Source organism: Paenibacillus sp. PDC88, from assembly GCF_900106725.1.
Classification (GTDB): Bacteria; Bacillota; Bacilli; order Paenibacillales; family Paenibacillaceae; genus Paenibacillus; species Paenibacillus shunpengii.
In genome coordinates this window covers 244,127-268,755 of sequence record NZ_FNNT01000006.1, presented here as the reverse complement: position 1 = coordinate 268,755, position 24,629 = coordinate 244,127, and the positions used below count along the sequence as shown (strand labels likewise).

General features: G+C 47.1%; 21 protein-coding genes. 12 read left to right on the top strand and 9 right to left on the bottom strand.

The window, feature by feature from the left end:
• Positions 1-47 precede the first annotated feature (47 nt).
• From BLW49_RS19150 to BLW49_RS19140, 3 genes are read right to left on the bottom strand one after another with little or no spacing between them, the layout of a single operon-like run.
• Positions 48-929, bottom strand: coding sequence for a sugar phosphate isomerase/epimerase family protein (locus tag BLW49_RS19150; RefSeq protein WP_076312128.1), 882 nt, complete (start codon positions 927-929; stop codon positions 48-50).
• 53 nt (positions 930-982) lie between these two features.
• Positions 983-1,840 carry a sugar phosphate isomerase/epimerase family protein gene (locus BLW49_RS19145; RefSeq protein ID WP_090726234.1) on the bottom strand — a complete coding sequence of 286 codons (858 nt, stop codon included), beginning with the start codon at positions 1,838-1,840 and terminating at the stop codon, positions 983-985.
• Positions 1,837-2,895, bottom strand: a complete 1,059-nt coding sequence (locus BLW49_RS19140) for a Gfo/Idh/MocA family protein (RefSeq protein WP_090726403.1) — start codon at positions 2,893-2,895, stop codon at positions 1,837-1,839. The genes BLW49_RS19145 and BLW49_RS19140 overlap by 4 nt, the downstream gene beginning before the upstream one ends.
• Positions 2,896-3,121: 226 nt before the next feature.
• Here BLW49_RS19140 and BLW49_RS19135 point away from each other — a divergent pair, with 226 nt between their 5' ends.
• From BLW49_RS19135 to BLW49_RS19125, 3 genes are all read left to right on the top strand, one after another.
• The gene (locus tag BLW49_RS19135; protein WP_076312126.1) at positions 3,122-4,003 is read left to right on the top strand and encodes an AraC family transcriptional regulator; all 882 of its coding nucleotides are present in this window, start codon (positions 3,122-3,124) and stop codon (positions 4,001-4,003) included.
• Positions 4,004-4,274: 271 nt separating this feature from the next.
• Positions 4,275-5,573, top strand: coding sequence for an NCS2 family permease (locus tag BLW49_RS19130; protein WP_090726231.1), 1,299 nt, complete (start codon positions 4,275-4,277; stop codon positions 5,571-5,573).
• 244 nt (positions 5,574-5,817) lie between these two features.
• Positions 5,818-7,539: a cellulase family glycosylhydrolase gene (locus BLW49_RS19125; RefSeq protein ID WP_076312124.1), complete on the top strand. Its 1,722-nt coding sequence runs from the start codon at positions 5,818-5,820 to the stop codon at positions 7,537-7,539.
• A 148-nt stretch (positions 7,540-7,687) separates the two neighbouring features.
• On the opposite strand, the gene BLW49_RS19120 is transcribed toward BLW49_RS19125, so the two are convergent.
• Complete coding sequence (locus tag BLW49_RS19120; protein WP_076312123.1) at positions 7,688-8,503, bottom strand: helix-turn-helix domain-containing protein; 816 nt, start codon at positions 8,501-8,503, stop codon at positions 7,688-7,690.
• 173 nt (positions 8,504-8,676) lie between these two features.
• On the opposite strand from BLW49_RS19120, the gene BLW49_RS19115 reads away from it, so the two are divergent.
• Positions 8,677-9,129, top strand: coding sequence for an SRPBCC family protein (locus tag BLW49_RS19115; RefSeq protein WP_090726228.1), 453 nt, complete (start codon positions 8,677-8,679; stop codon positions 9,127-9,129).
• Between the two features lie 170 nt (positions 9,130-9,299).
• Here BLW49_RS19115 and BLW49_RS19110 read toward each other — a convergent pair whose 3' ends face one another.
• Positions 9,300-10,007 carry a serine/threonine-protein kinase gene (locus BLW49_RS19110; RefSeq protein WP_076312122.1) on the bottom strand — a complete coding sequence of 236 codons (708 nt, stop codon included), beginning with the start codon at positions 10,005-10,007 and terminating at the stop codon, positions 9,300-9,302.
• A 184-nt stretch (positions 10,008-10,191) separates the two neighbouring features.
• On the opposite strand from BLW49_RS19110, the gene BLW49_RS19105 reads away from it, so the two are divergent.
• Together BLW49_RS19105 and BLW49_RS19100 are read left to right on the top strand one after the other, a co-directional pair.
• Positions 10,192-11,115, top strand: a complete 924-nt coding sequence (locus tag BLW49_RS19105; RefSeq protein ID WP_256209834.1) for a PD-(D/E)XK nuclease family protein — start codon at positions 10,192-10,194, stop codon at positions 11,113-11,115.
• Between the two features lie 218 nt (positions 11,116-11,333).
• Complete coding sequence (locus BLW49_RS19100) at positions 11,334-12,560, top strand: AGE family epimerase/isomerase (protein WP_090726226.1); 1,227 nt, start codon at positions 11,334-11,336, stop codon at positions 12,558-12,560.
• Positions 12,561-12,618: 58 nt separating this feature from the next.
• Here the strand turns inward: BLW49_RS19100 and BLW49_RS19095 are convergent, their stop codons facing one another.
• Positions 12,619-13,509 carry a helix-turn-helix domain-containing protein gene (locus tag BLW49_RS19095; RefSeq protein WP_076312120.1) on the bottom strand — a complete coding sequence of 297 codons (891 nt, stop codon included), beginning with the start codon at positions 13,507-13,509 and terminating at the stop codon, positions 12,619-12,621.
• A gap of 182 nt (positions 13,510-13,691) precedes the next feature.
• Here BLW49_RS19095 and BLW49_RS19090 point away from each other — a divergent pair, with 182 nt between their 5' ends.
• A complete protein-coding gene (locus BLW49_RS19090; protein WP_090726224.1) occupies positions 13,692-14,900 on the top strand; it encodes an MFS transporter in 1,209 nt (402 codons plus the stop codon).
• 120 nt (positions 14,901-15,020) lie between these two features.
• Here BLW49_RS19090 and ald read toward each other — a convergent pair whose 3' ends face one another.
• Complete coding sequence (gene ald / locus BLW49_RS19085; protein ID WP_090726222.1) at positions 15,021-16,148, bottom strand: alanine dehydrogenase; 1,128 nt, start codon at positions 16,146-16,148, stop codon at positions 15,021-15,023.
• Between the two features lie 258 nt (positions 16,149-16,406).
• Between ald and BLW49_RS19080 the strand changes: the two genes are divergently transcribed.
• Together BLW49_RS19080 and BLW49_RS19075 are read left to right on the top strand one after the other, a co-directional pair.
• Complete coding sequence (locus BLW49_RS19080) at positions 16,407-18,026, top strand: PucR family transcriptional regulator (RefSeq protein WP_256209833.1); 1,620 nt, start codon at positions 16,407-16,409, stop codon at positions 18,024-18,026.
• A 47-nt stretch (positions 18,027-18,073) separates the two neighbouring features.
• Positions 18,074-19,078, top strand: a complete 1,005-nt coding sequence (locus BLW49_RS19075) for a DUF1835 domain-containing protein (protein ID WP_090726220.1) — start codon at positions 18,074-18,076, stop codon at positions 19,076-19,078.
• A gap of 220 nt (positions 19,079-19,298) precedes the next feature.
• Here BLW49_RS19075 and BLW49_RS19070 read toward each other — a convergent pair whose 3' ends face one another.
• On the bottom strand, positions 19,299-20,528 hold the full coding sequence (locus tag BLW49_RS19070) for an aminopeptidase (protein ID WP_090726219.1): 1,230 nt from the start codon (positions 20,526-20,528) through the stop codon (positions 19,299-19,301).
• Positions 20,529-20,702: 174 nt separating this feature from the next.
• Between BLW49_RS19070 and BLW49_RS19065 the strand changes: the two genes are divergently transcribed.
• Genes BLW49_RS19065 through BLW49_RS19055 form a run of 3 tightly spaced genes read left to right on the top strand, consistent with a single transcriptional unit; the run spans position 20,703 to position 23,335 of the window.
• The gene (locus BLW49_RS19065; RefSeq protein ID WP_305728145.1) at positions 20,703-21,494 is read left to right on the top strand and encodes a LamB/YcsF family protein; all 792 of its coding nucleotides are present in this window, start codon (positions 20,703-20,705) and stop codon (positions 21,492-21,494) included.
• On the top strand, positions 21,495-22,310 hold the full coding sequence (gene pxpB / locus BLW49_RS19060) for a 5-oxoprolinase subunit PxpB (protein WP_076312115.1): 816 nt from the start codon (positions 21,495-21,497) through the stop codon (positions 22,308-22,310).
• Positions 22,307-23,335 carry a 5-oxoprolinase subunit C family protein gene (locus BLW49_RS19055; protein WP_090726217.1) on the top strand — a complete coding sequence of 343 codons (1,029 nt, stop codon included), beginning with the start codon at positions 22,307-22,309 and terminating at the stop codon, positions 23,333-23,335. Before pxpB ends, BLW49_RS19055 begins: the two co-directional genes overlap by 4 nt.
• Here BLW49_RS19055 and BLW49_RS19050 read toward each other — a convergent pair.
• Positions 23,312-24,436 (bottom strand): AbrB family transcriptional regulator, encoded by a 1,125-nt coding sequence (locus BLW49_RS19050; protein WP_090726214.1) that lies wholly within the window; start codon positions 24,434-24,436, stop codon positions 23,312-23,314. The genes BLW49_RS19055 and BLW49_RS19050 overlap by 24 nt on opposite strands.
• Positions 24,437-24,629: the final 193 nt, after the last annotated feature.

Here is a 24,629-nt window from a genome sequence, read left to right as displayed (position 1 = left end):
GGCACAGCCGCCAACATCCTGCTTTTCGCCAACTCCATACGATCAGCTCAATATCCCCTAAACTTCTTAATAAACTGTACCGCCTTCTTAATATCTTCCTCCGGTGTACTGCCCACCTCACGCTCAATGGTCAGATAGCCTTTGTAGCCGATCTCCTGTAAAGCGGCAAAGTAAGCGTCAAAATCGACCTGACCTTCACCAAGAGGCACTTCCAAAAAGGCCGCTCCCGAGGAGGCCATCTCGGCAATCTTCTCATGCGTCATCCCTTCATAGCCGAGATAACCGTATACCTCCTTAGGATCAATCGGTCTGATCTGCCGGCCGTCCTTCACATGCGTATGAACGATGTAATCCTTAAGCAGCTTTACACCTTCGACGGGATCATCACCAGTCACCATGACCATATTGGCAGGATCAAAGTTGACCGATACTCCGTTTGTACTGAGAGAATCAAGGAAGCTCTTCAGATGGGCAGCGCGTTCAGGGCCGGTCTCGATCGCAAAATAGGCATTCATGCTCTTCGCATAGACACCGAGCTCTTCACAGGCTTCCTGCATCGTGCTGTAAATAGAGCCATTAACATCATCCGGGACGATGCCAATATGTGTGGTAACCACATCGGTGCCCAGCTCCACAGCGAGGTCTAGAATGCGCTTCGAGCGTTCGATCTTCTCACGGTTTGCAGCCGCATCTTGAAAGCCATGTCCGCCTAAATCGCCGCACAGTGCTGAGATTTCAAGTCCTAAGTCGGCAATATAGCTGCGCAGCTGCTTGCGGTCTGAGCTTGTTAAGTTCTCAGGAGCCATTTCTCCGGATACCGCATAGATTTGCACGCCCTCTGCGCCAACCTCCTTGGCTTTCACGAGCCCGCCCTTGAGTCCTGCCTGGAAACTGTCCGATATGACCCCGATCTTATTTGAAAAAGACATATAGTACCTCCTTATCTACATTCGTTCTTAATTAAAGCTGAGGATTTCGTCTGCTAGACTTCGTCCCATATTCTTCTTACGTTGGCGAGTCCTGCTCTCGAACCCAATTCGCAGTCTTCCAATCCTTCGAATTCGAGGCTCAGATAGCCGTCATAACCGGAGGATTTGATAAGCTTGATAATATCACGCATTGGAAGATCTCCTTGCCCGGCGACGGCACCACGCAAATAATGGCCTGCTGTGGATGTGAAGAAGCCCTCGCCTGGATGCTGCCCTGCCGGACGAACATAGAAGTCCTTGATATGCACAATGGAGGCATAAGGGAGGTTGTTCTTCACAGCAGCGATGGGCTGCTCGTCGGCACACAGGAAGTTTCCGATGTCCAGTGTTGTTTTAAAATTAGGCAGCCCTACAGCATGGATCAGTGCCTGTACCCGATCGCTCTGCTGGATGAAGAACCCATGATTCTCCACACTCGTCGTAATTCCATATGGAGCTGCATATTCTGCAATGCGGCGGCAAGCATTCGCCAGCTGCTCCAAATGAGCATTGAAATTAGCGATGGATACATCCGGGGATGAGGCCACATCATGACGCATTAATTTGACGCCAAGCTGATTTGCAATATCTACCTCTCGCTTCACTCTGGCGATTTCCTGTTCATAAGCGTCCGCATCATTCAGCAGAAAATTAGCACCGATCGCATAGTTAGAAATTTCGAGTCCCCGGTCAGCAGCTTTGGATACGATGGTATCGATCAGCTCAGGCTGCTCCGTGAGATTGAAGCCGAGCGGGACGATCTCCACATGTTCTCCGCCATGATCGGCAGTGAAGTCAATGACATCCTCGATCGTCATTTTACCGCTGCGCAGTGCCTGATACAGGCTGTAGGTGCTGAGTCCGAGCTTCATAGATACACTTCCTTCCCTGTGCTGGCAGATTCGTAAATGCCGCGAAGGATCTTCATTATCTCTACGCCGTCCTCAACAGGACTGATCGGCTGCTTGCCCGTCTGTACACACTCCACAAAATGGTCGATCTCGCTCTGGAATGCTTTCTCAAACTGGAAGCCCTTGCTGTCGGTCTGAGGCTTGATGTTAATAATCGTATCGTGTTTCTCAGTGACAATGACCACTTCCGGATCGATTTCGAATCCACCCTTGTCACCGTATAGCTTAACAACACCTTCATTTTCCTTGGCATGCAGCGTGAAGCTCACATCAACGAGCAGCGTTGCCCCATTCTCGAACCGGATTAGTGCATTGGCCAAATCCTCGACATCATTACTTTCTGCACTGTAGTCTGCTGCTTTATAAGAAGATAGATTTTTAATATTGGAACGGTTGCCTAATTTGCGGTAAGTGTTGCCGCTGACGGATTTTACTTTGGGTCTGCCCATCATATACCAGCATAGATCAATGACATGGACGCCGATATCAATCAGCGGACCTCCGCCGGAGCGTCTTGAATCCGCGAACCAGCCGCCTGGATTCCCGAGTCTGCGGATATAGGAAGCCTTGGCATAATAAATCTCACCGAATTCTCCGTTGTCTGCAAAAGCTCTGAGCATCTGTGCATTCGGATCGTATCTGCGGACAAATCCGACTTGAAGTATTTTGCCGGATTCTTTAACCGCCTGCTCGATCTTAAGAGCTTCGTCCACCGTCCGGCAGAGGGGCTTCTCCACGAGGACATGCTTGCCAGCCTTGAGAGCGGCGATGCTGATCTCGGCATGGGTATCATTCCAGGTACAGATGCTGACAGCATCGATCTCCTCATTGGCCAGCAGCTCGTTATAATCGCTGTAGGCATGTGGAGCTCCGTATTCTTCAGCTGTTTTTTGTGCTCTGTCCAGATTCATATCACAGACCGCGAGAAGTGTTACATTCGGATTATTTTTATAAGGAGTTAAGTGATATTGAGAGATGCTGCCTGCACCAATGACGCCAACTTTAAGTGTACTCATATGTAATTTCGTGCTCCCTTCAAGCTCTGTAATAGGATATACTGGATAGAAAGAACCGATCTTCGCTGCATCCATTCTAAACGCTGAAATGCTAAGAAGTATGCGCTGTCAGCTTCATGGCTCATTCTATTCCCGATTCACAACTATTGTATTTTGGGACCCATAAGAAAGCCATGCAGACGGATGCTGAATATTTGAACAATTGTGCGGTCAATGGAGGGGTGACATGCTTAGAAACGCTGCGTTGCGGGAACCTATGGACATGCCGGATCCACACTTTCCAATCAAGCTTCATCATTGTGAGTACAGAGAGAAGGGGCAGACGCTGTTCCCTCCACATTTTCACGAGCATATGGAGATTTTGTATTTTGTACACGGCGAAGCGGAAATCGAATGCAATTCCCAGGTCACTCATGCTAAGGCTGGAGACTTAATCATTCTGAACAGCAACGATCTGCATTATGGGATCAACTTGTCCGGTGACCTGCTGTATAATGCCCTCATTGCTGATTTTTCGTTGCTGCAGAGTCCATCGCCGGATGCGGTGGAGACCAAATTCATCACGCCGATGACACAGAATAATGTGATATTCAAGAATCATATTACAGATGATGAGGAGCTGCGAGGTGCGTTTGAGCTGATTAAACACGAGTTCTGCAATAGAGAGCTGGGATATGAGCTTGCGATTAAATCCAGCATGTACCGTATGCTGACGATCTTGTTTCGTAAATATGTTGCTGAATATATGCCGCTGTCGGTGTTTAACAGCCGTACCAAAAATCTGACGCGGTTTGCTCCTGTCTTCAAATATATAGAGGAGCATTATCTGGAGGAGCTGTCGGTAGAGCAGCTGGCCCGGATGACCAATTTGTCGCGGTTTCATTTCAGCCGATTGTTTAGTGAGCTCACGAACAAGACAGTAACCGATTATATTAATCAATTTCGAATCAACAAATCAGAGTATCTGCTCCGTAACACGGAAATGACGATCTCGGAGGTCGCTCTGGCGGCAGGGTATAATGATATTTCGTATTTCAGCAGAACGTTCAAGAAGTATAAGCACGTACCGCCCTCCAGCATACGAGGATCTGTAAAAACGAATGAATAGTACTATTAAACCTCTTATAGTTCGTGAATAAGTGTGAACAAATCATGGTTTTATTGACATCGCATGTTGATTTCTTTAAAATACGAAATGCGCATCAGGTTAAAAACATAGATATCTATCCTAATATTTTGGTTTAAAGCTTATAAAATAGAGCTGTTAGATCCTAATGACGAATATAGGAGCGACATTTTAACAATCCTATAAGAGTAGATTAGGATTTTTTGTTTTTAAGCCGTATGCACAACTATGAAAGCTGGAGGCAGGCTATTCCATGGAAAGATGGTTCAAATTAAAAGAAAGAGGCACTAGTGTCTCAACCGAAATTATAGCCGGAATTACGACATTCTTTACGATGGTCTATATCGTTGTTGTCAATCCGGGTATTCTGAGCAGCACAGGGATGGATTTTAACGGTGTGTTTATTGCGACCGTGCTTGCAAGTATTGTGGCCACACTGATTATGGGATTATGGGCTAACTATCCGATTGTTATGGCGCCTGCCATGGGGTTAAATGCGTTTTTTGCATATAGTGTAGTCGCAGGCAGCGGCGTTTCGTGGCAAATTGCACTCGGTGCAGTATTTATTGCAGGGGTTCTATTCATTATCCTATCACTAACTTCATTCCGCTATATGCTGCTTAATGCCATTCCTGAAAGTCTGAAGCATGCAATTACAGCAGGAATTGGTTTGTTTATTACAACGGTTGGACTGCAAAATGCAGGCATCATCGCAGCTTCCGAATCTACGCTGATTACAATCGGTAATCTGTCTGAGCCGATGGCGTATCTGACGATTATCGGTCTGCTCATTACTGTTGTGCTGATGGCTTACAACGTTAAGGGTTATCTATTCATCGGTATGGTGATTACCGCGATTATTGCCTGGATGATGGGACTATTCCAAATGCCGGAATCCATCGTGTCCCTGCCGCAGGGCTTCTCGACCACGGCATTCCAATTGGACATAGCTGGTGTATTCTCAAACGGTTTATATACCGTGATATTTACATTCCTGCTGATTACTCTGTTTGATACAACGGGTACGATGCTCGGTGTCGCTGAACAGGCAGGGCTGATGAAGGACGGGAAATTCCCGCGGTCCCGCGGCGCACTATTGGCTGATGCAGTCGGAACGACCTCAGGAGCATTGTTTGGAACAAGCCCGACATCGGCTTATATTGAGTCAAGCACAGGGGTTGCTGCCGGAGGAAGAACAGGACTCACGGCTGTAGTCGTATCCGTTCTGCTTGCATTAACCTTGTTCTTCTCACCTATTATTAGTGTGATCTCCGGCATTCCGGCCATTACTTCGCCGGCACTGATTATCGTCGGTTACTTTATGATCAACATTATTAGTAAGATCAAATGGAACGATCTTGAAGAGGCCTTCCCGGCATTTCTCATTATCATTCTTACTCCGCTGACACATAGTATTGCAACAGGGATAGGGGTAGGATTCATCTTCTATCCGGTACTTAAGCTGCTGCGCGGAAAAGGCAAGGATGTTCATCCAATATTCTACATCTTTGCGGTTCTGTTCTTCATCCAGCTTGTGTTCCTGGATCATTAATCAACATAGAAATTTAACTAACGAGGAGAGCTCCTGTAATGAGGCTGCTCTCTTTTTTTATGCAGTAAGATCGAATGAGGTAAACGCCTATAATATCTAATTTTTATATGAGTATAGAAAGAATTTACAGGGTATTATTGGATGGTAAATTATGATAAGTTATTACCGAAAGCGCTTTCAGACGATTGGCACATATGCTGTTGCGCTTGGATTATGACCTAAAATTACATAAGGAGAGATGCAAATGGTATTGCACAAAAAGCGTCCGAAGAGCTTACTTGCACTTGCAATGGTTCCAGCACTTGTCATTTCTTTATTCACATCCGCTGCCTCTGCGGACAAGCAGCAGGAAGCAGAGCCGGTGGCCAAAAATAAACTGCAGGCTTATGTAGATGACATGCAGCCCGGATGGAATCTGGGGAACTCTCTTGATGCGGTCGGAGCGGATGAAACAGCCTGGGGCAATCCGAAAATTACGAAAGAGCTGATTGAGGAAATTGCAGACCAAGGATATAAGAGTATTCGTATCCCAGTAACCTGGGACAGCCATATCGGTGAGGCTCCGAACTACACCATTGAGCCTGCTTATCTGGACCGGGTTGAACAAGTTGTAGATTGGGCATTGGATGAAGATCTGTATGTCATGGTTAACGTCCATCATGATTCCTGGTTATGGATCAGCCACATGGAAACCAAGCACGACGAAGTGCTTGCTCGTTATAATGCAATATGGACCCAAGTGGCAGACCACTTCAAAGATCATTCCAACAAATTGATGTTTGAAAGCGTTAACGAGCCGCGCTTCTCGGATGGTGGAACGACGGATGAAGAGAAGATGTTCGATATGCTGAAAGAACTGAATTTGTCCTTCCACAGCATTCTGCGTGAATCCGGCGGCAAGAATACAGAAAGACCGCTTGTTCTTTCTACTCTAGAGGCTTCACCTACACAAGAAAGAATGGATGAGCTGTATGCAACAATTACTGAGCTGAATGATCCGAATATTATCGCAACCGTTCATTATTATGGATTTTGGCCGTTTAGTGTGAACATTGCGGGTTATACCCATTTTGAGAAGGATACGAAGAACGATATTATCCAAACCTTTGATAATGTCCACAATACATTTGTTGCCAAAGGAATTCCGGTCATTCTTGGTGAGTATGGACTTCTTGGCTTTGACCAAAGCACGGCTGTAATCGAGCAGGGTGAGAAGCTGAAATTCTTCGAGTTCCTGACGCATTATCTGAATGAAAAAGATGTAACTCATATGCTGTGGGATAACGGTCAGCACATGAACAGAACAACCTACGAATGGTCTGATCTGGACTTCTTCAATATCATGAAGGAAGGCTGGAAGGGACGCTCGGCAACGGCTGAGACAGACCTGATCTTTGTCGAAAAAGGTGCAGATGTGAAGGACGCTAACATTCAGCTGGAGCTGAACGGCAACAAGCTGACGAAGCTCAGCGTAGACGGCAAGAATTTGAAGAAGTTTAAAGACTATGTGGTAAGTGATCATGTTCTTACGATCAAAGCAAGCAAGCTTGAAGAGCTGACCGCTTCAGGTGAGTATGGTGTAAACAGCGTCATTACGGCTGAATTCAACAAAGGCGCAGACTGGAAATTCAGAGTCATCACGAACAGCACACCGGTGCTGCAGGATGCAGAAGGAACGACAGAGTCCTTCGCTATTCCGGTATCCTTCAACGGTGATCTGCTGGCAACAATGGAAGCGAAATATACCGATGGCACCGTAGCTGGACCGCAGAACTGGACTTCCTTCAAGGAATTCGAGTATACCTTCTCTCCTTCCTATGATAAGGGTGAAGTCGTATTGAAGCCTAACTTCTTCAATGAAACGAAGGATGCTGAAGTGGTTCTTACCTTCCATTTCTGGAGCGGAGAAGTGATCACTTACAAGATTACGAAGAACGGCACAAGTGTAACAGGATCGGCTTCCTAAGATCATGAATTGAAAATAAGGCCCTGGCATTCGTTTGCCGGGGCCTTACTTTTGTATATAAATGAGATGAGACATATCCGTAATCCTAATCTTGCATATTGAAGATGAACATTATACAATCTGCGTCTAACTGGACGGGTGCCGTTGATCATCGGCGGGCGACGCTGCGTGTATAGGCTTCCGGCGTTTGGCCGACGATGGTTTTAAAGTCTTTAATAAAATGGGACTGGTCGTGGTAGCCAAGCGCAAGGCTAAGCTCAAGTGTATTTACCGCTTGTCCATGATCGAGCGCTTCCGCTGCATTTTGAAGCCGGTACAGCTTGATTACATTCTTCGGACTGATGCCTACATACTGTTTAAACATTCGCTGCAGCGTTCGTTTATTCATATTAAACTGTTCACACACGTGATCTACTCTCGTAATTTCGTGATGAAGCCGAATATATTCTGTCATTTGCTCTGCGAGATCGGTAAGCTTGTCTTCCGGGGGCAATAGGGCCAATAGAGCTTCGTTCATACGTGATATAAGCTCCATGTGTTCAGCCGCTGTGTTGAGAAACGTCGATTCCAGCTCTTCGCGGGGTACGCTGAATATCTCTTCTGCCGGAAGTGGATGATCAATCAGCTTGGATATGGACTGCCGATACCAAGGGAAGAATCCGCCTGGTTTAAATTTGATCCCGAAGACACGTCCTTTGGAATTCAGCTGATAGCTGTATTTACGGGTTGCGGGCCCGTAGAAGAAAGTGCGTCCTGACTCGATGACCAGATTGACACATGGATTCGGGATGACCTCCTGAATATGCGTCTTGTCTTCAGCCAGCTCCCATTCCACAATCCAGTAGTGCTTGATGAATTGCTGAAGCTCTATACTGGGCAAAAAGCGTTCCAAGCGAAAATGCTGCTCGCCTTTCTCCAGGTTCATAATACCCATACTAGGTTTCTGTGAGAACAAAAAGCTCATTTCAGCTCCGCTCCTGTCTGTCGCTTTTTTACAATACGCCTTCATGCCCAAGCTGTAATATCAAGTTATCAGTAGATCAAATCTTGCTCCTGTCTTATTTTAACAAATTTTGGACAAAGTGAAGAGGGATATTGTCAAATACTTCGCTGTTCACAAGAAAGAGAGGGACTTAAATGGAAGCACTTCGCTATGAGCTGTATATTGGAGCATCACCCGAGAAAATATGGGACACGCTATTCAAACCGGAAGGAACTAGGCAGATCTTCTTTGGCTCGATCTTTGACTCTTCCTTCAAAGTAGGCGAGGGGTATCGATATGTCGGCCCTGGGAATGAAGGAGATGAAACGGTACATGTATATGGTGAGGTGCTGGCCTGTGAACCTGGCAAGTTGTTCAGCTGCACAGAGCATCCGGGGCCAAGCTATGCGGAGAATCATGCGGAGCTCACGACCCGAATGACCTATACTCTTGAGATTGTAGGGGGCTGCACGAAGCTGACATTTGTAAATGATGAGTGGAGCGAAGGGCATCCATCCTATGAACGAACGAAATCGACCTGGCCCATGGTTCTAAGTAATGTGAAAAGTATAGCTGAGACAGGTAAGGCGCTGGACTTTGGTTTTTGAGGAGCTATTTTCAGGTTATGAGCAGAAATAGCGGCAAGGCGCTGTTTCTAAGTTCTGAGCAGAAATAGCGGCAAGGCGCTGTTCTCAGGTTCTGAACAAGAATAGCGGCATGCAGCATCTCTCTGGATGGCTTAGAGATGCACATGCCGCTTTTTTTTGTGGACAGCTTATTATTTCATTAGCTTATCAAACAATCGGATCACCTTGGAAGAGAACTCCTCCAGATTCAAGACCGATTTATTCCGGCGATGATACCACTTTTTCACAGCATCAATGACCCAGAGTGGAACCTTGATTTCGTTAAATCGGGGATAAACATTATAGTAGGCCCATACTAAGTGATCCCAGCGCTGGTCGTCGCCCTCCTTCACATATTCAGAGACGTCGAGCACTTTGCCGCGTCCATTCTGGTTCACCACGTTCTTCAGATGGATGTCCCGAGGGTTTAGGCCTACGCTTCTTACATACGTGCGAGCCTCTTCCACATCAAGGATAACCTGTTCCGGTACCGGAATTCCGAGGGTTAGGCAGTCCTGAAGCGTCGGGCCATCTTCAAAGCTGAGCACCAGGTAATTCACTCCGTCTCCGTAACAAGCTGCAAAATATGGAGAACCCTTCAGCTTCGCATAAACTTCTTTTTCTGTATTCTTCTTGTCTAAGGCCTGCTGTGAATAGATCTTGAAGGCATATTGAGGTAATTCCGGCATAATAAATACGGCGGCATCTGTACCGACACCGATGCATTCTAATCCATCTGTATTACCTTCAATGCTGACCAGATCATTCTCCGCATTACCTATAATCTCAACCTGCGCAAGTAGGGAGTCGGCCTGCAGCCAATCCTTCCTTACTTCTTCCTGCTCAAATTCAGTACTCATGTCTGTTTGCCCCTTTAACGTGAACAACCCTGCCTTGTCTTCCATTATATGCAGGAGTGGCTTCTCATTGCTTTGTTCTTAGTACGCTCCATAATATGAAATGTTTCGTTAGATTCTGCGGGTTATGATAGAATACAATACAATAAAGCGATGATAGATTGCAAAGAAAGGCGTCTGATGGATCATGATAACAATGTATCCCCCGTGGTCCTATTCAGGTTCACGAGCAGGTATGTTTAATGAATGCCTTCGTAAATATTATTACCATTATTACGGTTCGCATAACGGTTGGAAGCCGGAGTCGGCAGATCCGGACCAGGTTCAAACCTACCGGCTGAAGCAGCTCAGCAGTCTGTATTTGATATTCGGGAACCTTGCACATCAAATGTGTGAATCGGTCATACGAAGCTGGGAACGTAACAGAACAGCGCCGGAGGTGCCCTTTTTACAGCAACGAATGCGAGACCTGTTGAATAAGGCCTATGTGGAATCCAAAGATATGAATGGATGGCATCTGAACCCCAAGTACCACACCATGCTGTCTGAAATGTACTATGACGAAGATGCCAAGCTTCAGAACCGGATCACCTCGATTAAAGCACGGATGGAGACCGTGGCAGGGAAGCTGTACGAGAGCAGAACATGGAAGGAGATTCAGTCTGGCATTGCTCATATAATGGAGGTTGAGAAATGGGACCACATGATTCTGCACGATACGAAAGTATATGTGAAGATGGACGTGCTGTATCGCAATGAGAAAGGCCATACCGTGATTGTGGATTGGAAAACAGGGAAGGAAGACGATTTTACAGATCAGCTCTACTTATATGCGGCCTATGTTCACGAGCATTATAATATTCCATATGAGCATATTGAGCTGAGAGTGGAGTATCTGCTGACCGGAAATAGTGAGAGCTATCAAGCATCTCAGACTGAAATTAATGAAGTCATCGCCAAGGTGGGAAGAGAGATTGAGGAGATGAAATCCTGTCTTGCCGATGATTACTACAACCGGCCGAAGGACGTTGGATATTTTACGCCAATGCCTTCGGAAAGAGTGTGCGGAGAATGCAATTTCAGAGAGATATGCAGTTATAGAGCGGTTTAAAATAACACGATGAGATCTAATTCTTGTCGTGTTATTATTTTTAACGCTAAATAAAATTACATAGATATTAATAAAGTGCATTATGTTATTATATTAAAAGGTTTGTTATTATAGAATATTTCTTGGTTCATATGATCAATGGATTGTTTTGTTATGGTGTTGTTAGTATGGATTGGTCAGATGATCTGCGAGTGAGAAAGATCGAGGAGGAAGGGTGTATGGAGAAGAGCTTGAACTTGCATGTCTGGCTGGAGGAGGTAGAATCCGAGCTTAAGAACAATATTTTGGGCTTCTGGAAAGCACGGACGATCGACGATACCCATGGCGGATTTATCGGGGCGATGAATGCGGACGGTGAGATTGATCATGGAGCGGATAAATCCCTTGTGCTTAATGCACGCATCCTGTGGACATTTGCTGCCGCTTACCGAAAATATGGGCAGGACGATGATCTTCATATGGCCGAGCGTGCGCTTGAACAGCTGAAGTCCGGTTTTGCGGATAAAGAATATGGCGGCTTCTACTGGATGATTCATCCGGAAGGGACACCATCAGAGGATAAGAAGCAGGTATATGGTCAGGCGTTTGTCATATACGCACTCGCTGAATATATTCGGGCTACGGACAATCGTGAACCGCTGCAGCTGGCAGAAGATATTTACCGTCTGCTCGAACGCTATGCTTATGATCCGGTACATACAGGCTATGTGGAAGCTTTATCACGAGAGTGGAGCGAGACAGATGATCTCAGCCTCAGCGGCAAGGATCTGAACGAACGTAAATCCATGAACACGCATCTGCATGTGCTTGAGGCTTATACGAATCTGTACCGGATATGGAAGCCGGAGGGGCTGCGCCTGAAGCTCAAAGAGCTGATCGAAGTTCATTTGAATCTAATACTGGATGCGGAGTCAGGTCACTTCAAGCTGTTCTTTGATGATGAATGGAATTCGCAGTCTGCTGATGTCTCCTATGGACATGATATTGAGGGGAGCTGGCTGCTATGGGAAGCGGCAGAGGTACTCGGGGATCGTGAGCTTCTGGACAAGGTTCGAGCTGCTGCGATCCAGATGGCTGTGGCGACGCTGGCGGAAGGTACGGATACAGAGGGTGCCATCTATAATGAGCTTCATGCAGACGGCAGACTGGATGACAGCAAGGACTGGTGGCCGCAGGCAGAAGCGATGGTCGGATATCTTAATGCCTACCAGATTAGTGGGGAGGTCCAGTACTTGCATGCCGCTCATCGCAGCTGGAGCTTTATTCGGGATTATATTGTTGATCGTACAGGCGGGGAATGGCACTGGCAGGTATTCCGTAGTGGTGAACCTAACCTCAGTCAGCAGAAGGTCGGTGCATGGAAATGTCCGTATCACAACAGCCGGGCTTGTCTGGAAACGATAGAGCGTTTGGAATCCATTCTTAAATTACATGCAGTAGTTTAGTGTTTTTCTGCATAACAAACAAGCATAACAAATAGATGAGAACAGATCTTGGCGGAAGCTAATGATCTGTTTTTTTATCATCCTGTTTGATAAACATGCCCTCAGCATAGGAAAGGTTTTGGTTATGATGCTCTCGATACTGCTTAGGTGACATGCCGACGACTCTCGTAAATAGTATGGAAAAGTAGTTGGGATTCTCATATCCAGTAATCTTGGCAATCTCCCATACTTTCATCTCGGACTGAACGAGCAGCCGGGTTGCTTCGCCCATACGTCTCTGAATCATGTAATTAATCGGAGAAGTGCCATAGGTGTTCTTGAAGATATGAGCAAGATAGTAGGAACTGATATTAAACTCGTCAGCGATTTGTTTGAGACTCATAGACTGTGTATAATTCCCGTCGATATATTCCTTGATCTCGGTTGCCAGCGTATTTTTTGTCAGGCTTTGAGCGTGATTTTGCAGTTTAAGCATACGGTGTACAAGCACCAGAATGGAACTCAGCAGATGCCCTGCGATTTGTTCATATCCTTCCTCCTGCATGGAGGATTCTTCAAATAGCAGCTCCATGAGCGTGATCATCTCACTCGAGTATTTGTTAGCACGAATTACAGGATGGGCGTCGAGCGGAACAATATATTCACGAGCTGAAGAGAAGCCGCAGTAGCAGATAAACACGGGATGCTCCTTGGAGGATTTCTCTGCGTGCAGAATGCCTTTGTTATAGATCAGTACGTCCCCTTTGACCGCATGATAACTCGTTTCCCCTATGGTAAAATCCCCTTCACCTTCCTTGATAACGAGAATTTCAAACAGATCATCATGCTTGTGGCTTGGGAACTGCCAGTCTGGATTATTGCTTATGCTCCCGGCATATAGCAGCTGTTCAGCAGGCGGTGCAGCGTTCTTGTTCACCCAGATCCCTTCCTTCTGTGTCCATTGAATCATGGTTCACATCGTAAAGCCAAGTTAAACGTTCTGTCAAATATAAGAGCAAGATATATAACAAGGAAATAAAACCCAGCAACATGTTTAATTGTAGACATCCTCTAATATCCGTATGCTGTTAAAGGCGGATTCTAAGAAATCCGTCGCACATTGAAATTATATATAGATAGAGGGAGAGAAACATGTCTTACTCCAAGGAAAAAGGACTCGTTTTTTCTTTTACACTGATGGCATTTATCCTAGGTACGACGGAATATGTTATTGTCGGTCTGCTGTCAGACATTGCCCATGATTTTGGCGTTACGCTTACGGCAGCGGGAATTTTAGTATCTGGATTTGCCATGGCCTATGCTGTGGGTACACCCATTGTACTGAGCATCTTCGGTCGGTTCCCCAAGCGGATGCTGATATTAACCGGGATTACACTCATCATACTGTTGAACATACTTAGCGCATTATCCGGTTCATTTGCATTCCTGATGGGAACAAGAATTGTCACAGCGATTCTGTGCGGCTTGTCCTTATCTCTGGCCATATCGGTAGCAAGTGATTATGTGGCCCCTGAGCGCCGCGGCCGTGCAATCTCTTATATTTTAGGCGGTTTTACCATTGCTAATGTATTTGGGGTTCCGATCGGCACCTTCGTAGGACAGTTTTTTGATTGGCCCGCTACATTTATTCTCGTCAGCATTTTGGGCGTAGCTGCACTCTTATTAAACGCGGTGTATATTCCAAGAGGTATTCCCGTTGTGAAGGTGTCCGCCAAAGAGCAGTTTGTCCTGCTCGGGAATCCGCGAATCATTCTTGCTTTTTTGATTCCTGCCTGCGGAACAGCAGCCGTATTTGTAGTGTATACGTATATTGAACCGATTATGGGGGAGGTCATGGGTCTTCCAAAGGCGTGGTTCAGTGTTATTCTGTTCATGTATGGACTGGTTACCATCGTCAGTAATTATATTGGGGGACGAGTCGCGACGGGGGATTACATGGGTAAGCTGAGGATTGTCTTCATGGCTCAGGCAGCACTCTTTGTTCTGTTTGGTTTGCTTGCTTCTGTGACTGTTGCCGGGCTGCTGAGCCTGATTATGATTGCACTCGTCTCTTATGTGCTGAACGCATCTACACAGCTGTACCTTATTGATCTTGCTCGCCGATATGTGCCGCGGGCAAAAGATTTTGCGACTTCTCTGATGCCGGTTGCGAATAATACAGGAATCGCAGTAGGGTCTTTTATCGGGGGACTGGTGGTGAAAAGCAGTGGACTTGCCGCTCTTCCGTGGCTGGCGCTTGCATTCACGGTGGTCGCCTTTGTTATTACAGCATTCTCTTATCAGCTGGACCGGAAGCATAAGGTAGAAGTGCAGGATGAGCTTGCACCGATTCATAGCTGACATTTGAACAAAAGCAAAAGCAGAGCCTGCATACGCATGAAATTAAGTATGCAGGCTCTGCTTTATTTTATATGAGTAGTCGCTTGCTATATCTCTTGCAGCATCAGGATTACAGACGAGTTAGTTGGTAACTGCGGTTCTTAATGCTTCTTCTGCAGATACGAATAGGTATCCGAGATCTTTCGCTACTGCCTCATAGGTAACCTGTCCTTTGAATACATTCAGACCTGTTAGGATCGCCTTATCCAGCTTAATGGCTTGAAGGGCGCCAAGATCAGCCAGCTTCAAGGCGTATGGCAAGGTGGCATTTGTAAGTGCTAGCGTAGAAGTGCGCGGTACCGCACCCGGCATATTGGCTACTGCATAATGGACAACGCCGTGCTTCACATAAGTTGGATCGTCATGGGTTGTAATATGATCGATCGTCTCTACAATTCCGCCCTGGTCAATGGCAACATCGACGATAACCGAGCCGGGGCTCATATTCTTCACCATGTCTTCGGTTACGAGACGAGGAGCCTTAGCGCCCGGAATCAGCACGGCGCAGATCAACAGATCAGAAGAAGCGACCGCTTCTGCAATATTTGCAGGTGTGGATACCAGGGTATGAATGCTGCTGCCGAAGATGTCGTCCAGCTCGCGGAGACGATTCACGCTAAGGTCGATGATCGTCACATCTGCACCAAGACCTACTGTGATTTTGGCTGCATTCGTACCCACAATTCCTCCACCGATGATCGTAACCTTACCGCGGCTTACACCCGGAACTCCGGATAGCAGAATCCCTTTACCGCCTTTGTTCTTCTCCAGCAGCTGAGCACCGATCTGAGCAGCCATTCGGCCAGCGACTTCACTCATAGGCGTCAGCAAAGGCAGGGCTCCGTTCACCGTGATTGTCTCGTAAGCAATCGCAATCACTCCGCTGTCCACGAGAGCTTTGGTAAGCTCAGGCTCGGCTGCAAGGTGAAGATACGTAAACAGAATGAGGCCATCTCGGAAATATTTGTATTCACTGGACAGAGGCTCTTTGACCTTCATCACCATATCTGCTTTATTCCATACAGAGGCAGCATCCGTCAGCTCAGCGCCAGCTGCAGCATATTCAGCATCGGTAAAATTGCTGCCGTTTCCGGCACCGGACTCCACGTAAACCTGATGTCCCTTGCGAACAAATTCTGCCGCTCCTGCGGGTGTAAGAGCTACCCGGTTTTCATTGTTTTTGATTTCCTTTGGTACACCGATGATCATGCGAATCACCTCGTAATTAGAGTAGGTTGATAATGTCAACACCGAGTTTGTATATTATTCAATGTCAGCTATACTACAATTCTATGTTGGATAATACCAAAATGCATCTTACTTTTTGTCTATAAATCATGTATTTTGCATAACAATATGTCATAATAGTCGAGTGTCATGGTAGTGGTTATGAATGTTAATGTAAGTATATTTTACATGGTGGTGAATTTTCTGAAAAAATCACAATCTCTTACCATAAAAGAGGTCATGAACAGACCGATCTTCAAAAGAGCCCATATTGCTGCAGGCGAAAAAGGTCTTCACCGTCAGGTAGGCTGGGTTCATGTGCTGGAAATAACGAAGATTTCACCTTACTTGAGCAGAGGTGATCTCATCTTATCCACTGGACTCTGGCTCAAATTTGAGCAGGAGCGGAAGGAGTATCTTCTTCAGCTCATCCAGAGTGAGGCTGCAGGGCTGTGTGTTGAATTCGGAACAAGCATTGATCATATCCCTGCGGATATTCTTGAGCTAGCCGATGAGCATGGATTTCCCATTATCGTATTTGACAAGCCTGTCCGGTTTGTAGAAATTACGCAGGATATTCACTCTTATCTTATTAACCGTCAGCATCAGCTCCTAAAGGATCTGGAGAATTATTCCCGCAAAATTCAGCAGCTGACACTTCAAAGCACGGATATATCCAGCATTCTCCGTCTCCTCCATGAATATTCATCCCAGCAGGTTGCATATATCTCTACGCTTGAACATAACCAGTTCTATCCCAGTGTAGAACCGGAAGATGCAGCCGCAATAACAGAGCTGTACGCCCGTGAAGTAGAGCATCGAAGCCTGGGGGGTCGGGAATCAAACATTCATGCTGCGCTCGATGAGGACACAACGATATTGTTCCAGCCTGTGGTCATTTTTGGACAGGTGTTCTCGGGGGTGGGCATTGTGACCAGAGAACAGCCGACGGAAGCCGTATCCCTTCTTCTGGATTACACGGTAAAAGCCGTAGCCACGCTACTGCTGCGGACTCAGTTTCTGGAGGAGAAAATGCTCCGTAATCAGAACGGCATTCTGCAGGATCTGCTCAGCAATCGAATTCATAATGAAGAACAGGCACAGACGAGCATGGGGCTGCGCCTCTTGGTGAAAGGTCAATATCTGTTCATAGGCGGTGTGATGGAAATTGAGCATCGCTCGAAGAACGTGGCGGAGGAGCGGAAGGAAGCGGGGCATCAAGATATTATGGTGCTGCTCCGTTCACTGCTGAAGAAAAATAATGTGCCTCATCTAGTGATGATGAAAATGAACCAAATTCATGTGCTCTGTGCCAAAGAGTCCATTACGAAGGATACGGGGCGTAATCTAATGCTTACACTCCAGACGATCACAGCGGATATCAGCCGTTTTGCTACCCAGCAGCTTGAGGGTGTGATGATTCATGCCGGTTTTGGCAAAGCGAGAAGCAAGATGATTGAATCCTCGCGCAGCTTTGAGGAGGCTTATCAAGTCATTGAGGTCAGTAGAAGTGTGCCTCAGATGAACCCGTGTTTATTTTATGACAGGCTTGGAGTCTATCAATTGTTAAAGGCTGCGCCGAACGAGTTCTTGAAATCCTTTGTACAGGACCATCTAGGAACACTGATTCAATATGATGAGAAGCACGAGCTTCAGCTTCTGTCGACGCTCCAGGCTTATATGAATGCCTTCGGGTCCAAGCTGGAAACCGCCAAATCTCTATATATTCATAGACAAACCTTGTATAACAGGCTGGATAAGCTGGAGGAGATTCTGGGAGAGGACTGGCTGCAGCCGCACCGACGAACGTCAATTGAAATGGCTCTGCTGGCCCACGATATGCTTCAGCACAGCCGCTAGGGAAGCAGAGCGTATAATTTCAGAGCTTATATGATGGAGGAACTAACATGCTGCATATTGTGAACGGTGATATTGTCGCAAATAAATTGAAACAGTCTGGAATACAAGGCGAAATTCTCGTGTGGCGCGAAATCTACTCGTGCGGACCCTTGTTTGAGCATATGGAGGATGAGGTGAATTCCTCTGTGCGGGCAGAGGCCTTGGAACGTCAGCTTGGTATTCCAGCAGGAGAGTATATGGCCCAGTGTCGAAGTCAGGAGCTTGTGCTGAAGAGACTTGGTGCATTTGATGAGGTCGTGCTGTGGTTCGAGCATGATTTGTTCGATCAGACCATACTGGCGTATCTGCTCCACTGGTTTCAACAGAATGAGACAGCCCGTGTTAAGCTGAATCTGCTCAGCATCGGATCTTATCCTGGAATTCAATTGTTTCGAGGACTGGGACAATTATCTCTACCTGAGCTCCAAGCATTATCCGGGACGTGGCACCTGCTGAGCCGTGATGAGCTTGAGCTGGGAAGCGCGTGGTGGCGGGCGTATATCTCGTCTAACCCGAGTGAGCTAGCGCAGTTGCTGGAGAAGACCGAAGAAGAGACTTCGATTCTTCCATTTGCCAAAAAAGCCTTTACTGCTCATTTATATAGACTTCCTTCGTTTCAAAATGGTCTTGGCTGTGTTGAGCAAGAAGTACTCAATACCTTAAAGAACGGCGGGAGAGGACCGCATTCGCTGTTCAGGGAGGTCGGAGATCGACTGTATCTTCTTGGCATGGGCGATCTTGAATTTTGGTCGATTATGAGACGAATGGCTGCTGGTTCCGCTCCTGTTCTGCAATTGGCAGGAAGTGATCGCTTCCCGGATTATCAGTTTATCCCTGCAGGTTTTAAGGAGGCTGTACTCACAATAACAGAGCAAGGCGAGAAGGTGCTGGGCGGGAGCGTTCATTATATGCCGGACTTAACTGAAGAGGTATGGTATGGAGGGATTCCTCTGCATGGGGAGGTCAAATGGGGCTTCGATCGAGTAACGGAGTCACTTGTGAAGCTAAAATAAAACTTGAATTATGCAGATTGATGCCGAGCTGACTACATATTCAAATGAAGTGTTACTGAACGATATCTGTCCGGATCGGATTCAAATCTCGTCCTAATAGAAATCTTGCTCTGATCAACAATCTCGCTCTGAAATAGCAAGACCCGATTCACAAGCCAGCTGTGAATCGGGTCTTACTACTGTCGTTTACAGACTTCAAAACAGTGGCGCTACAGCATCATTAGAATGCCCAGTTGCCCTGCTTGAATACCGCCTCTTCCTTGCCATCCTTCGTAATTCCAATGATGTCGAGCTCACCGGAGCCGATCATGAAGTCGGTATGGGCCACACTTGTGTTCAGCCCGCGTTCACGCAGCTCCTCTGGGGAGAGCTCCGTACCGCCTTCAACACAGGCAGAGTAAGCACTGCCGATCGCCAAGTGACAGCTGGCATTCTCATCAAACAGTGTCTTGTAGAACAAAATGTTGGAGTCCGAAATGGGTGAATGATGCGGAACCAATGCCACTTCGCCAAGATAGTGGGAGCCTTCGTCCATTCCGACAAGACCTTTCAAGGTTTCTTCACCTTTCTCAGCTGTAACCTTGGTTACGCGTCCGTTCTCAAACGTGAATGTGAAGTTATCAATAATATTTCCGCTGTAGCTGAGCGGCTTCGTGCTGGATACCGTGCCGTTCACGCCTGTACGGAAAGGAGCGGAATATACCTCTTCGGTTGGCAGGTTCGGTACAAACCATACGCCTTTTGCATTCTCTTTGTTGCCGCCAAGCCATACATGGTTCTCAGGCAGATCGAGCTTAAGATCGGTTCCTGGACCAACGAAATGAAGCTGCTTGTACTGCTTGTCGTTCAGATAGCTGGATTTTTCTTTTAGAGTAGCAACATGCTTCTCCCAGGCGGCAACCGGATCCGGCTGATCTGCACGAACCATTTGGAAGATGGCATCCCACAGCTTCGCCACAGCCTCTTCCTCCGGCACATCAGGGAACACCTTGGTTGCCCATCCTGCAGAAGGAGCCGCTCCGAGTGTCCAGCTTACCTTGAAGGATTGCGTCAGCTGGCGGAAACGGCTAAGAGCATTACTTGCTGTTTTGTTAGCATTAATGATTTTTTGTGATGACACACCTGCTAATAGGTCTGGATCATCCGATTTGATCGTAATGAAGGCAGCTCCATTCTCGGCCTGCTCGATCCGCTCTGCTGCGGCATGCGTTGGAACATCCAGGAAAGACTCCTCAGATCCCATGTCATATTGAATGCGGGATACGGCATCATCTGACCAGTTGACTTTGACTTTGTATGCACCGGCTTCATACGATTTCTTGACAATGGCACGAGCAAGCTCAGGAAAATCAATCGAAATATTAAGCACAACGGTTTGTCCTTTTTGTACATTGACACCGACCTTAACGAGCAGCTCGGCATAGTTATTGAGTTTGGTTTGAAAGTCCATATCGAAATCTCCTCCTTATTCCTGCCTGGTAAAAATGGTTCTCTTCTAGTGTACTGCTAATCCTCTCAAAATCAAAATAAAGATGCTTGTAGAGCCATGTACGCCCTAATTTGATATGATGAAGCAAAGTAGTGGAATGGAAATTGATCTCGTGTCAGGAGGCTGTATTTGTGTATGAGTATGAGTAACCAACCAGCACATGAATATCGAATTGATCTAAATTGCGATCTGGGGGAGGGATATGGAGCTTATCCTTCATCCTCCGATGCCCAGATCATGAAATACATAACGAGCGCAAACATTGCCTGCGGCTATCATGCGGGGGACCCGGGGAAGATGAGAGAGGCTGTTCAATTGGCGTTAGCTCATGGCGTTGCGATTGGGGCGCACCCAGGTTTGCCGGATCTCATTGGCTTTGGCAGAAGAGAAATGGCAGTGACGCCTCAGGAGGTATACGAGCTGACCTTGTACCAGATCGGTGCGCTGACTGCGATTGCTAAGGCAGAAGGAGCCGAATTGTCTCATGTGAAGCCTCATGGAGCACTGTACAATATGGCCGCTGAGCGCGAACCGATCGCTAGAGCCATCGCAGAAGCTGTGTATCGTGTGGATTCAAGGCTGATTCTGTTCGGGCTGGCAGGAAGCCATTCCATTCATACCGCAGAAGAGGTCGGCATCAGAACAGCTAGCGAGGTATTTGCAGACCGTACCTATGAAGCCGGGGGGACGTTGACCCCGAGACATATCAAGGGAGCAGTCATTCACGATTCTTCCGCTTGTGTGCGGCAGGCACTAAGGATGATACAATCCGGGGAAGTCATTTCACGGGAAGGAACCCCCATTAAGATCAAGGCTGACACATTATGTATTCATGGCGACACACCGGAGGCTATTGAGCATGCTCTGCAATTAAGGGAGGCTTTTGAGATTCAGGGAATCAAGGTCCGAAGAATGGGGGAGCGGTAAATGAACCCAGATCAAGTGAAGGCTATAGAGCCAAGCATCGTCTCTATGGGTGACTCGGCTATCCTTATTGAATTTGATCAGAGAATTGATCTCGATATTCACGAGCAAGTGCGTACATGCTTGATTCAGCTGGAAGCGCAGACTTTTCCGGGGATGCTTGAATGTGTACCTGCATTTGCAAGTATTACCGTTCATTACGACCCTATCGTCGTGATGCGTGACACAAGCGGTGCATTTAAGCATGAACCTTCATACGACGAGGGACCGGGCCCAAGTGGGAAGTATGTTTCTCCATCACAGCGGGTTAGGAGCTATGTTGCGGCTCTGATAGGGAAGCCTACTCCACTTTATCGTGAAGAGCCAAGATCGATTACGATTCCCGTATGGTATGGAGGAGAAGCAGGGCCAGACTTGGAGGAAGTCTCTCGTCATTCTGGACTATCTGCTGAAGAAGTGATTCGAGAGCATACAGCTCCCGAGTATACGGTATATATGATCGGCTTCTCGCCAGGCTTTCCTTATCTGGGCGGGATGAAATCGAGTATTGCTGTACCAAGAAGAGTCACACCTCGCTTGCAGGTTCCGGCAGGAAGCGTCGGAATTGGGGGAGGGCAGACAGGTGTGTACTCACAGTCTACGCCTGGCGGATGGCAGATTATCGGCAGAACGCCGCTGTCCTTGTTTAATCCGATGGAGAAGGAGCCTTCCTTGCTTCAAGCCGGAGATCGGGTGCGATTTCAGGCTGTAACGGAGAAGGAGTTCAGAGAAACAATGAACGGCAATTGCTCATTTTTTCAAGGAGGCGGTGAAGGGTGAGTATCCGTGTGATGAAGCCTGGAATGCTGACGACAGTTCAGGATCTGGGCAGATGGGGATTTCAAAAATATGGTGTTCCTGTGTCCGGTGCTATGGATAAGGACGCAGCCAGAATCGCAAATATGCTTGTCGGTAATGAAGAGACAGACGCAGTGCTGGAGGTGACTTTATCCGGAGCTGAATTCAGAATGGAGCACTCGGGCCTGATCGCCATTTGCGGAGGGGACCTTAAACCGGTCATGGACGGTGAGGCCTTGCCGATGTGGAGGCCGCTTTTCATTAATGAAGGAAGCAGGATCAAATTCAGAGGCCCCGATTACTCTAGCAAGAGAGGGTGCAGAGCCTATATTGCCGCTGCAGGAGGGATGGATATTCCTGTTCTTATGGGAAGTCGGAGTACTTATGTAAGAGGTGGGTTAGGGGGTTATTCGGGTAGGATGCTGCAGTCGGGAGACTCGCTCCCCATTCTTAAGCCTGAAGTACGTAGTCGTTTGCTTGAGCAGCTGATAGCTGATAAAGGAGAGAAGCGCAGCGGGTATGTTACAACGTCTTGGTTCATCAATCCGTCTCTTATTTATTCCCGAGAAAATGTCATCAGGGTCGTGGAAGGCAATCATTTTACATGGATGTCATCGCATAGTCAGATAAGATTTGAACAACAGAAATATGTAATTGAGCCAAGCTCAGATCGGATGGGATACCGGCTCCGTGGAATGGACGGTCCCTTAGAACTTCAAGGTGAAATTGAACTTCTCTCGGAGGGGGTAAGCGAAGGGACCATTCAGCTGCCGCCAGTTGGAGAACCTATTGTGCTGCTGGCTGACCGGCAGACCACCGGAGGATATCCTCGAATAGCGCAGGTCGCAAGTGTAGATCTCGCACTTATTGCCCAGCTCCCTCCAGGCGTTCATCTGTCCTTTCGCCTCATCCGTGTACAGGAAGCGGAGACCCTTCTGATCATGAAGGAGATCCTAATGAATCAGCTCAGAAGTGCCATCCAATTAAAGCTGCTCCTCGGTCACTAGACGGTTTCTTCTATGTACATAGTTTATGACCATTCTGAGTACTGGAGGAACTGCAAAAAAAATAAACAGCAGGCGGAACAACTGATAGACAGCAACAATGGACAGATCTGCTCCAATCTCATGTGCCATAATACTCATTTGATCCATTCCTCCAGGAGCCAGGCTCAGCAGCGCAGTTGGAAGGCTGACAGAACTAAACACAGACAATAAGAAGCTAAGTATTGCTGCGCCTGTGACGAGCAAGAGACTTGAAGTGATGGAAAGAGATAAGATTTTAAATCTCTGCGTAAACTGTCCGGGCTTGAGCAGCAAACCAAGATAGGCACCAATAAGCACCTGAGCCCCATTAATGACGGAAGTAGGCAGGATAGGGCCGATTAGCCCCGTCATTTGCAGCAATGCAGTTCCAATCATGGGGCCGAGCAGCGGCGCAGTTGGAAATTTGAATTGCTTGGCTGCCCAGGCGCACACCATACAGACCACAGCGTACAGTCCATAGTTCAAAATGATACTTTGACCGCTGCCGATTATCGCAGCAGTGCCTTCATTGAGACCAGCACCAGCTGAACGTTCATGAGTCTGTCCAATGATGGGGCTGAAGAGCAGGGCGGGAACGGATATGATAATGGTAAATAAACGAATGACCTGCATAACGGTGACGATCGTGACATTAACTCCCTTGGTTTCCTCCGCAAGCGTGACGACCTGGCTTAAGCCGCCGGGGATGCTGCCCATCAGCATCGTCAAGAAATCGGTTCGCGTCAGTCGGGACAAAATAACGGCCATGCCAGCACACAACAGGAGTAACAGCACCGTCATAAGCAGCATCGTGGGCAGATGCCGGGTAATTTCCTTAAGCGCGGAGAGAGTGAAGGACAAGCCCATCGTATAGGCAACGATGATCATTCCTGTATTTCGCAGGGAGGCGTTCCACTCAAAATGGGTTCCCCATTTACTGGAGCCGATCAGCACAAATACCATAGGACCCAGCAGCCAGGAGAGTGGAATGTGAAGCAGATCAAATATCCAACCGCCGAGTAGGGCAGTGAGCAGTGTTAGGCTAAGGCGTGCCGCTTTATGCTTACGTAATATGCCTTGCATAGCGAAGATCATCCTATTCTATATTGGATTCATGGAGCGTAAATCGTTCTTGTATGTCATGATCCTGTTAAGCATACTACTCCTTGCCTACATTATGAAAGTGATTAATAAATTCAATCGGAGATTTATGTTAGCTGCAGATCATAATTAACTAAGACTCAATACCATTTTATTCTGGCGTTCAGATACAAGC

Excerpts from the sequence above, each read along its gene's own strand:
- BLW49_RS19125 (WP_076312124.1), top strand. The coding sequence starts at position 5,818 with ATGGTATTGCACAAAAAGCGTCCGAAGAGCTTACTTGCACTTGCAATG.
- BLW49_RS19080 (WP_256209833.1), top strand. The coding sequence starts at position 16,407 with ATGAACAGACCGATCTTCAAAAGAGCCCATATTGCTGCAGGCGAAAAA.
- BLW49_RS19130 (WP_090726231.1), top strand. The coding sequence starts at position 4,275 with ATGGAAAGATGGTTCAAATTAAAAGAAAGAGGCACTAGTGTCTCAACC.
- BLW49_RS19140 (WP_090726403.1), bottom strand. The coding sequence starts at position 2,895 with ATGAGTACACTTAAAGTTGGCGTCATTGGTGCAGGCAGCATCTCTCAA.
- BLW49_RS19120 (WP_076312123.1), bottom strand. The coding sequence starts at position 8,503 with ATGAGCTTTTTGTTCTCACAGAAACCTAGTATGGGTATTATGAACCTG.
- BLW49_RS19070 (WP_090726219.1), bottom strand. The coding sequence starts at position 20,528 with ATGGACTTTCAAACCAAACTCAATAACTATGCCGAGCTGCTCGTTAAG.
- BLW49_RS19150 (WP_076312128.1), bottom strand. The coding sequence starts at position 929 with ATGTCTTTTTCAAATAAGATCGGGGTCATATCGGACAGTTTCCAGGCA.
- pxpB (WP_076312115.1), top strand. The coding sequence starts at position 21,495 with ATGAACCCAGATCAAGTGAAGGCTATAGAGCCAAGCATCGTCTCTATG.
- BLW49_RS19100 (WP_090726226.1), top strand. The coding sequence starts at position 11,334 with ATGGAGAAGAGCTTGAACTTGCATGTCTGGCTGGAGGAGGTAGAATCC.
- BLW49_RS19135 (WP_076312126.1), top strand. The coding sequence starts at position 3,122 with ATGCTTAGAAACGCTGCGTTGCGGGAACCTATGGACATGCCGGATCCA.
- BLW49_RS19145 (WP_090726234.1), bottom strand. The coding sequence starts at position 1,840 with ATGAAGCTCGGACTCAGCACCTACAGCCTGTATCAGGCACTGCGCAGC.
- BLW49_RS19115 (WP_090726228.1), top strand. The coding sequence starts at position 8,677 with ATGGAAGCACTTCGCTATGAGCTGTATATTGGAGCATCACCCGAGAAA.
- BLW49_RS19065 (WP_305728145.1), top strand. The coding sequence starts at position 20,703 with ATGAGTATGAGTAACCAACCAGCACATGAATATCGAATTGATCTAAAT.
- BLW49_RS19110 (WP_076312122.1), bottom strand. The coding sequence starts at position 10,007 with ATGAGTACTGAATTTGAGCAGGAAGAAGTAAGGAAGGATTGGCTGCAG.
- BLW49_RS19090 (WP_090726224.1), top strand. The coding sequence starts at position 13,692 with ATGTCTTACTCCAAGGAAAAAGGACTCGTTTTTTCTTTTACACTGATG.
- BLW49_RS19075 (WP_090726220.1), top strand. The coding sequence starts at position 18,074 with ATGCTGCATATTGTGAACGGTGATATTGTCGCAAATAAATTGAAACAG.
- BLW49_RS19050 (WP_090726214.1), bottom strand. The coding sequence starts at position 24,436 with ATGCAAGGCATATTACGTAAGCATAAAGCGGCACGCCTTAGCCTAACA.
- BLW49_RS19095 (WP_076312120.1), bottom strand. The coding sequence starts at position 13,509 with ATGATTCAATGGACACAGAAGGAAGGGATCTGGGTGAACAAGAACGCT.
- ald (WP_090726222.1), bottom strand. The coding sequence starts at position 16,148 with ATGATCATCGGTGTACCAAAGGAAATCAAAAACAATGAAAACCGGGTA.
- BLW49_RS19105 (WP_256209834.1), top strand. The coding sequence starts at position 10,192 with ATGATAACAATGTATCCCCCGTGGTCCTATTCAGGTTCACGAGCAGGT.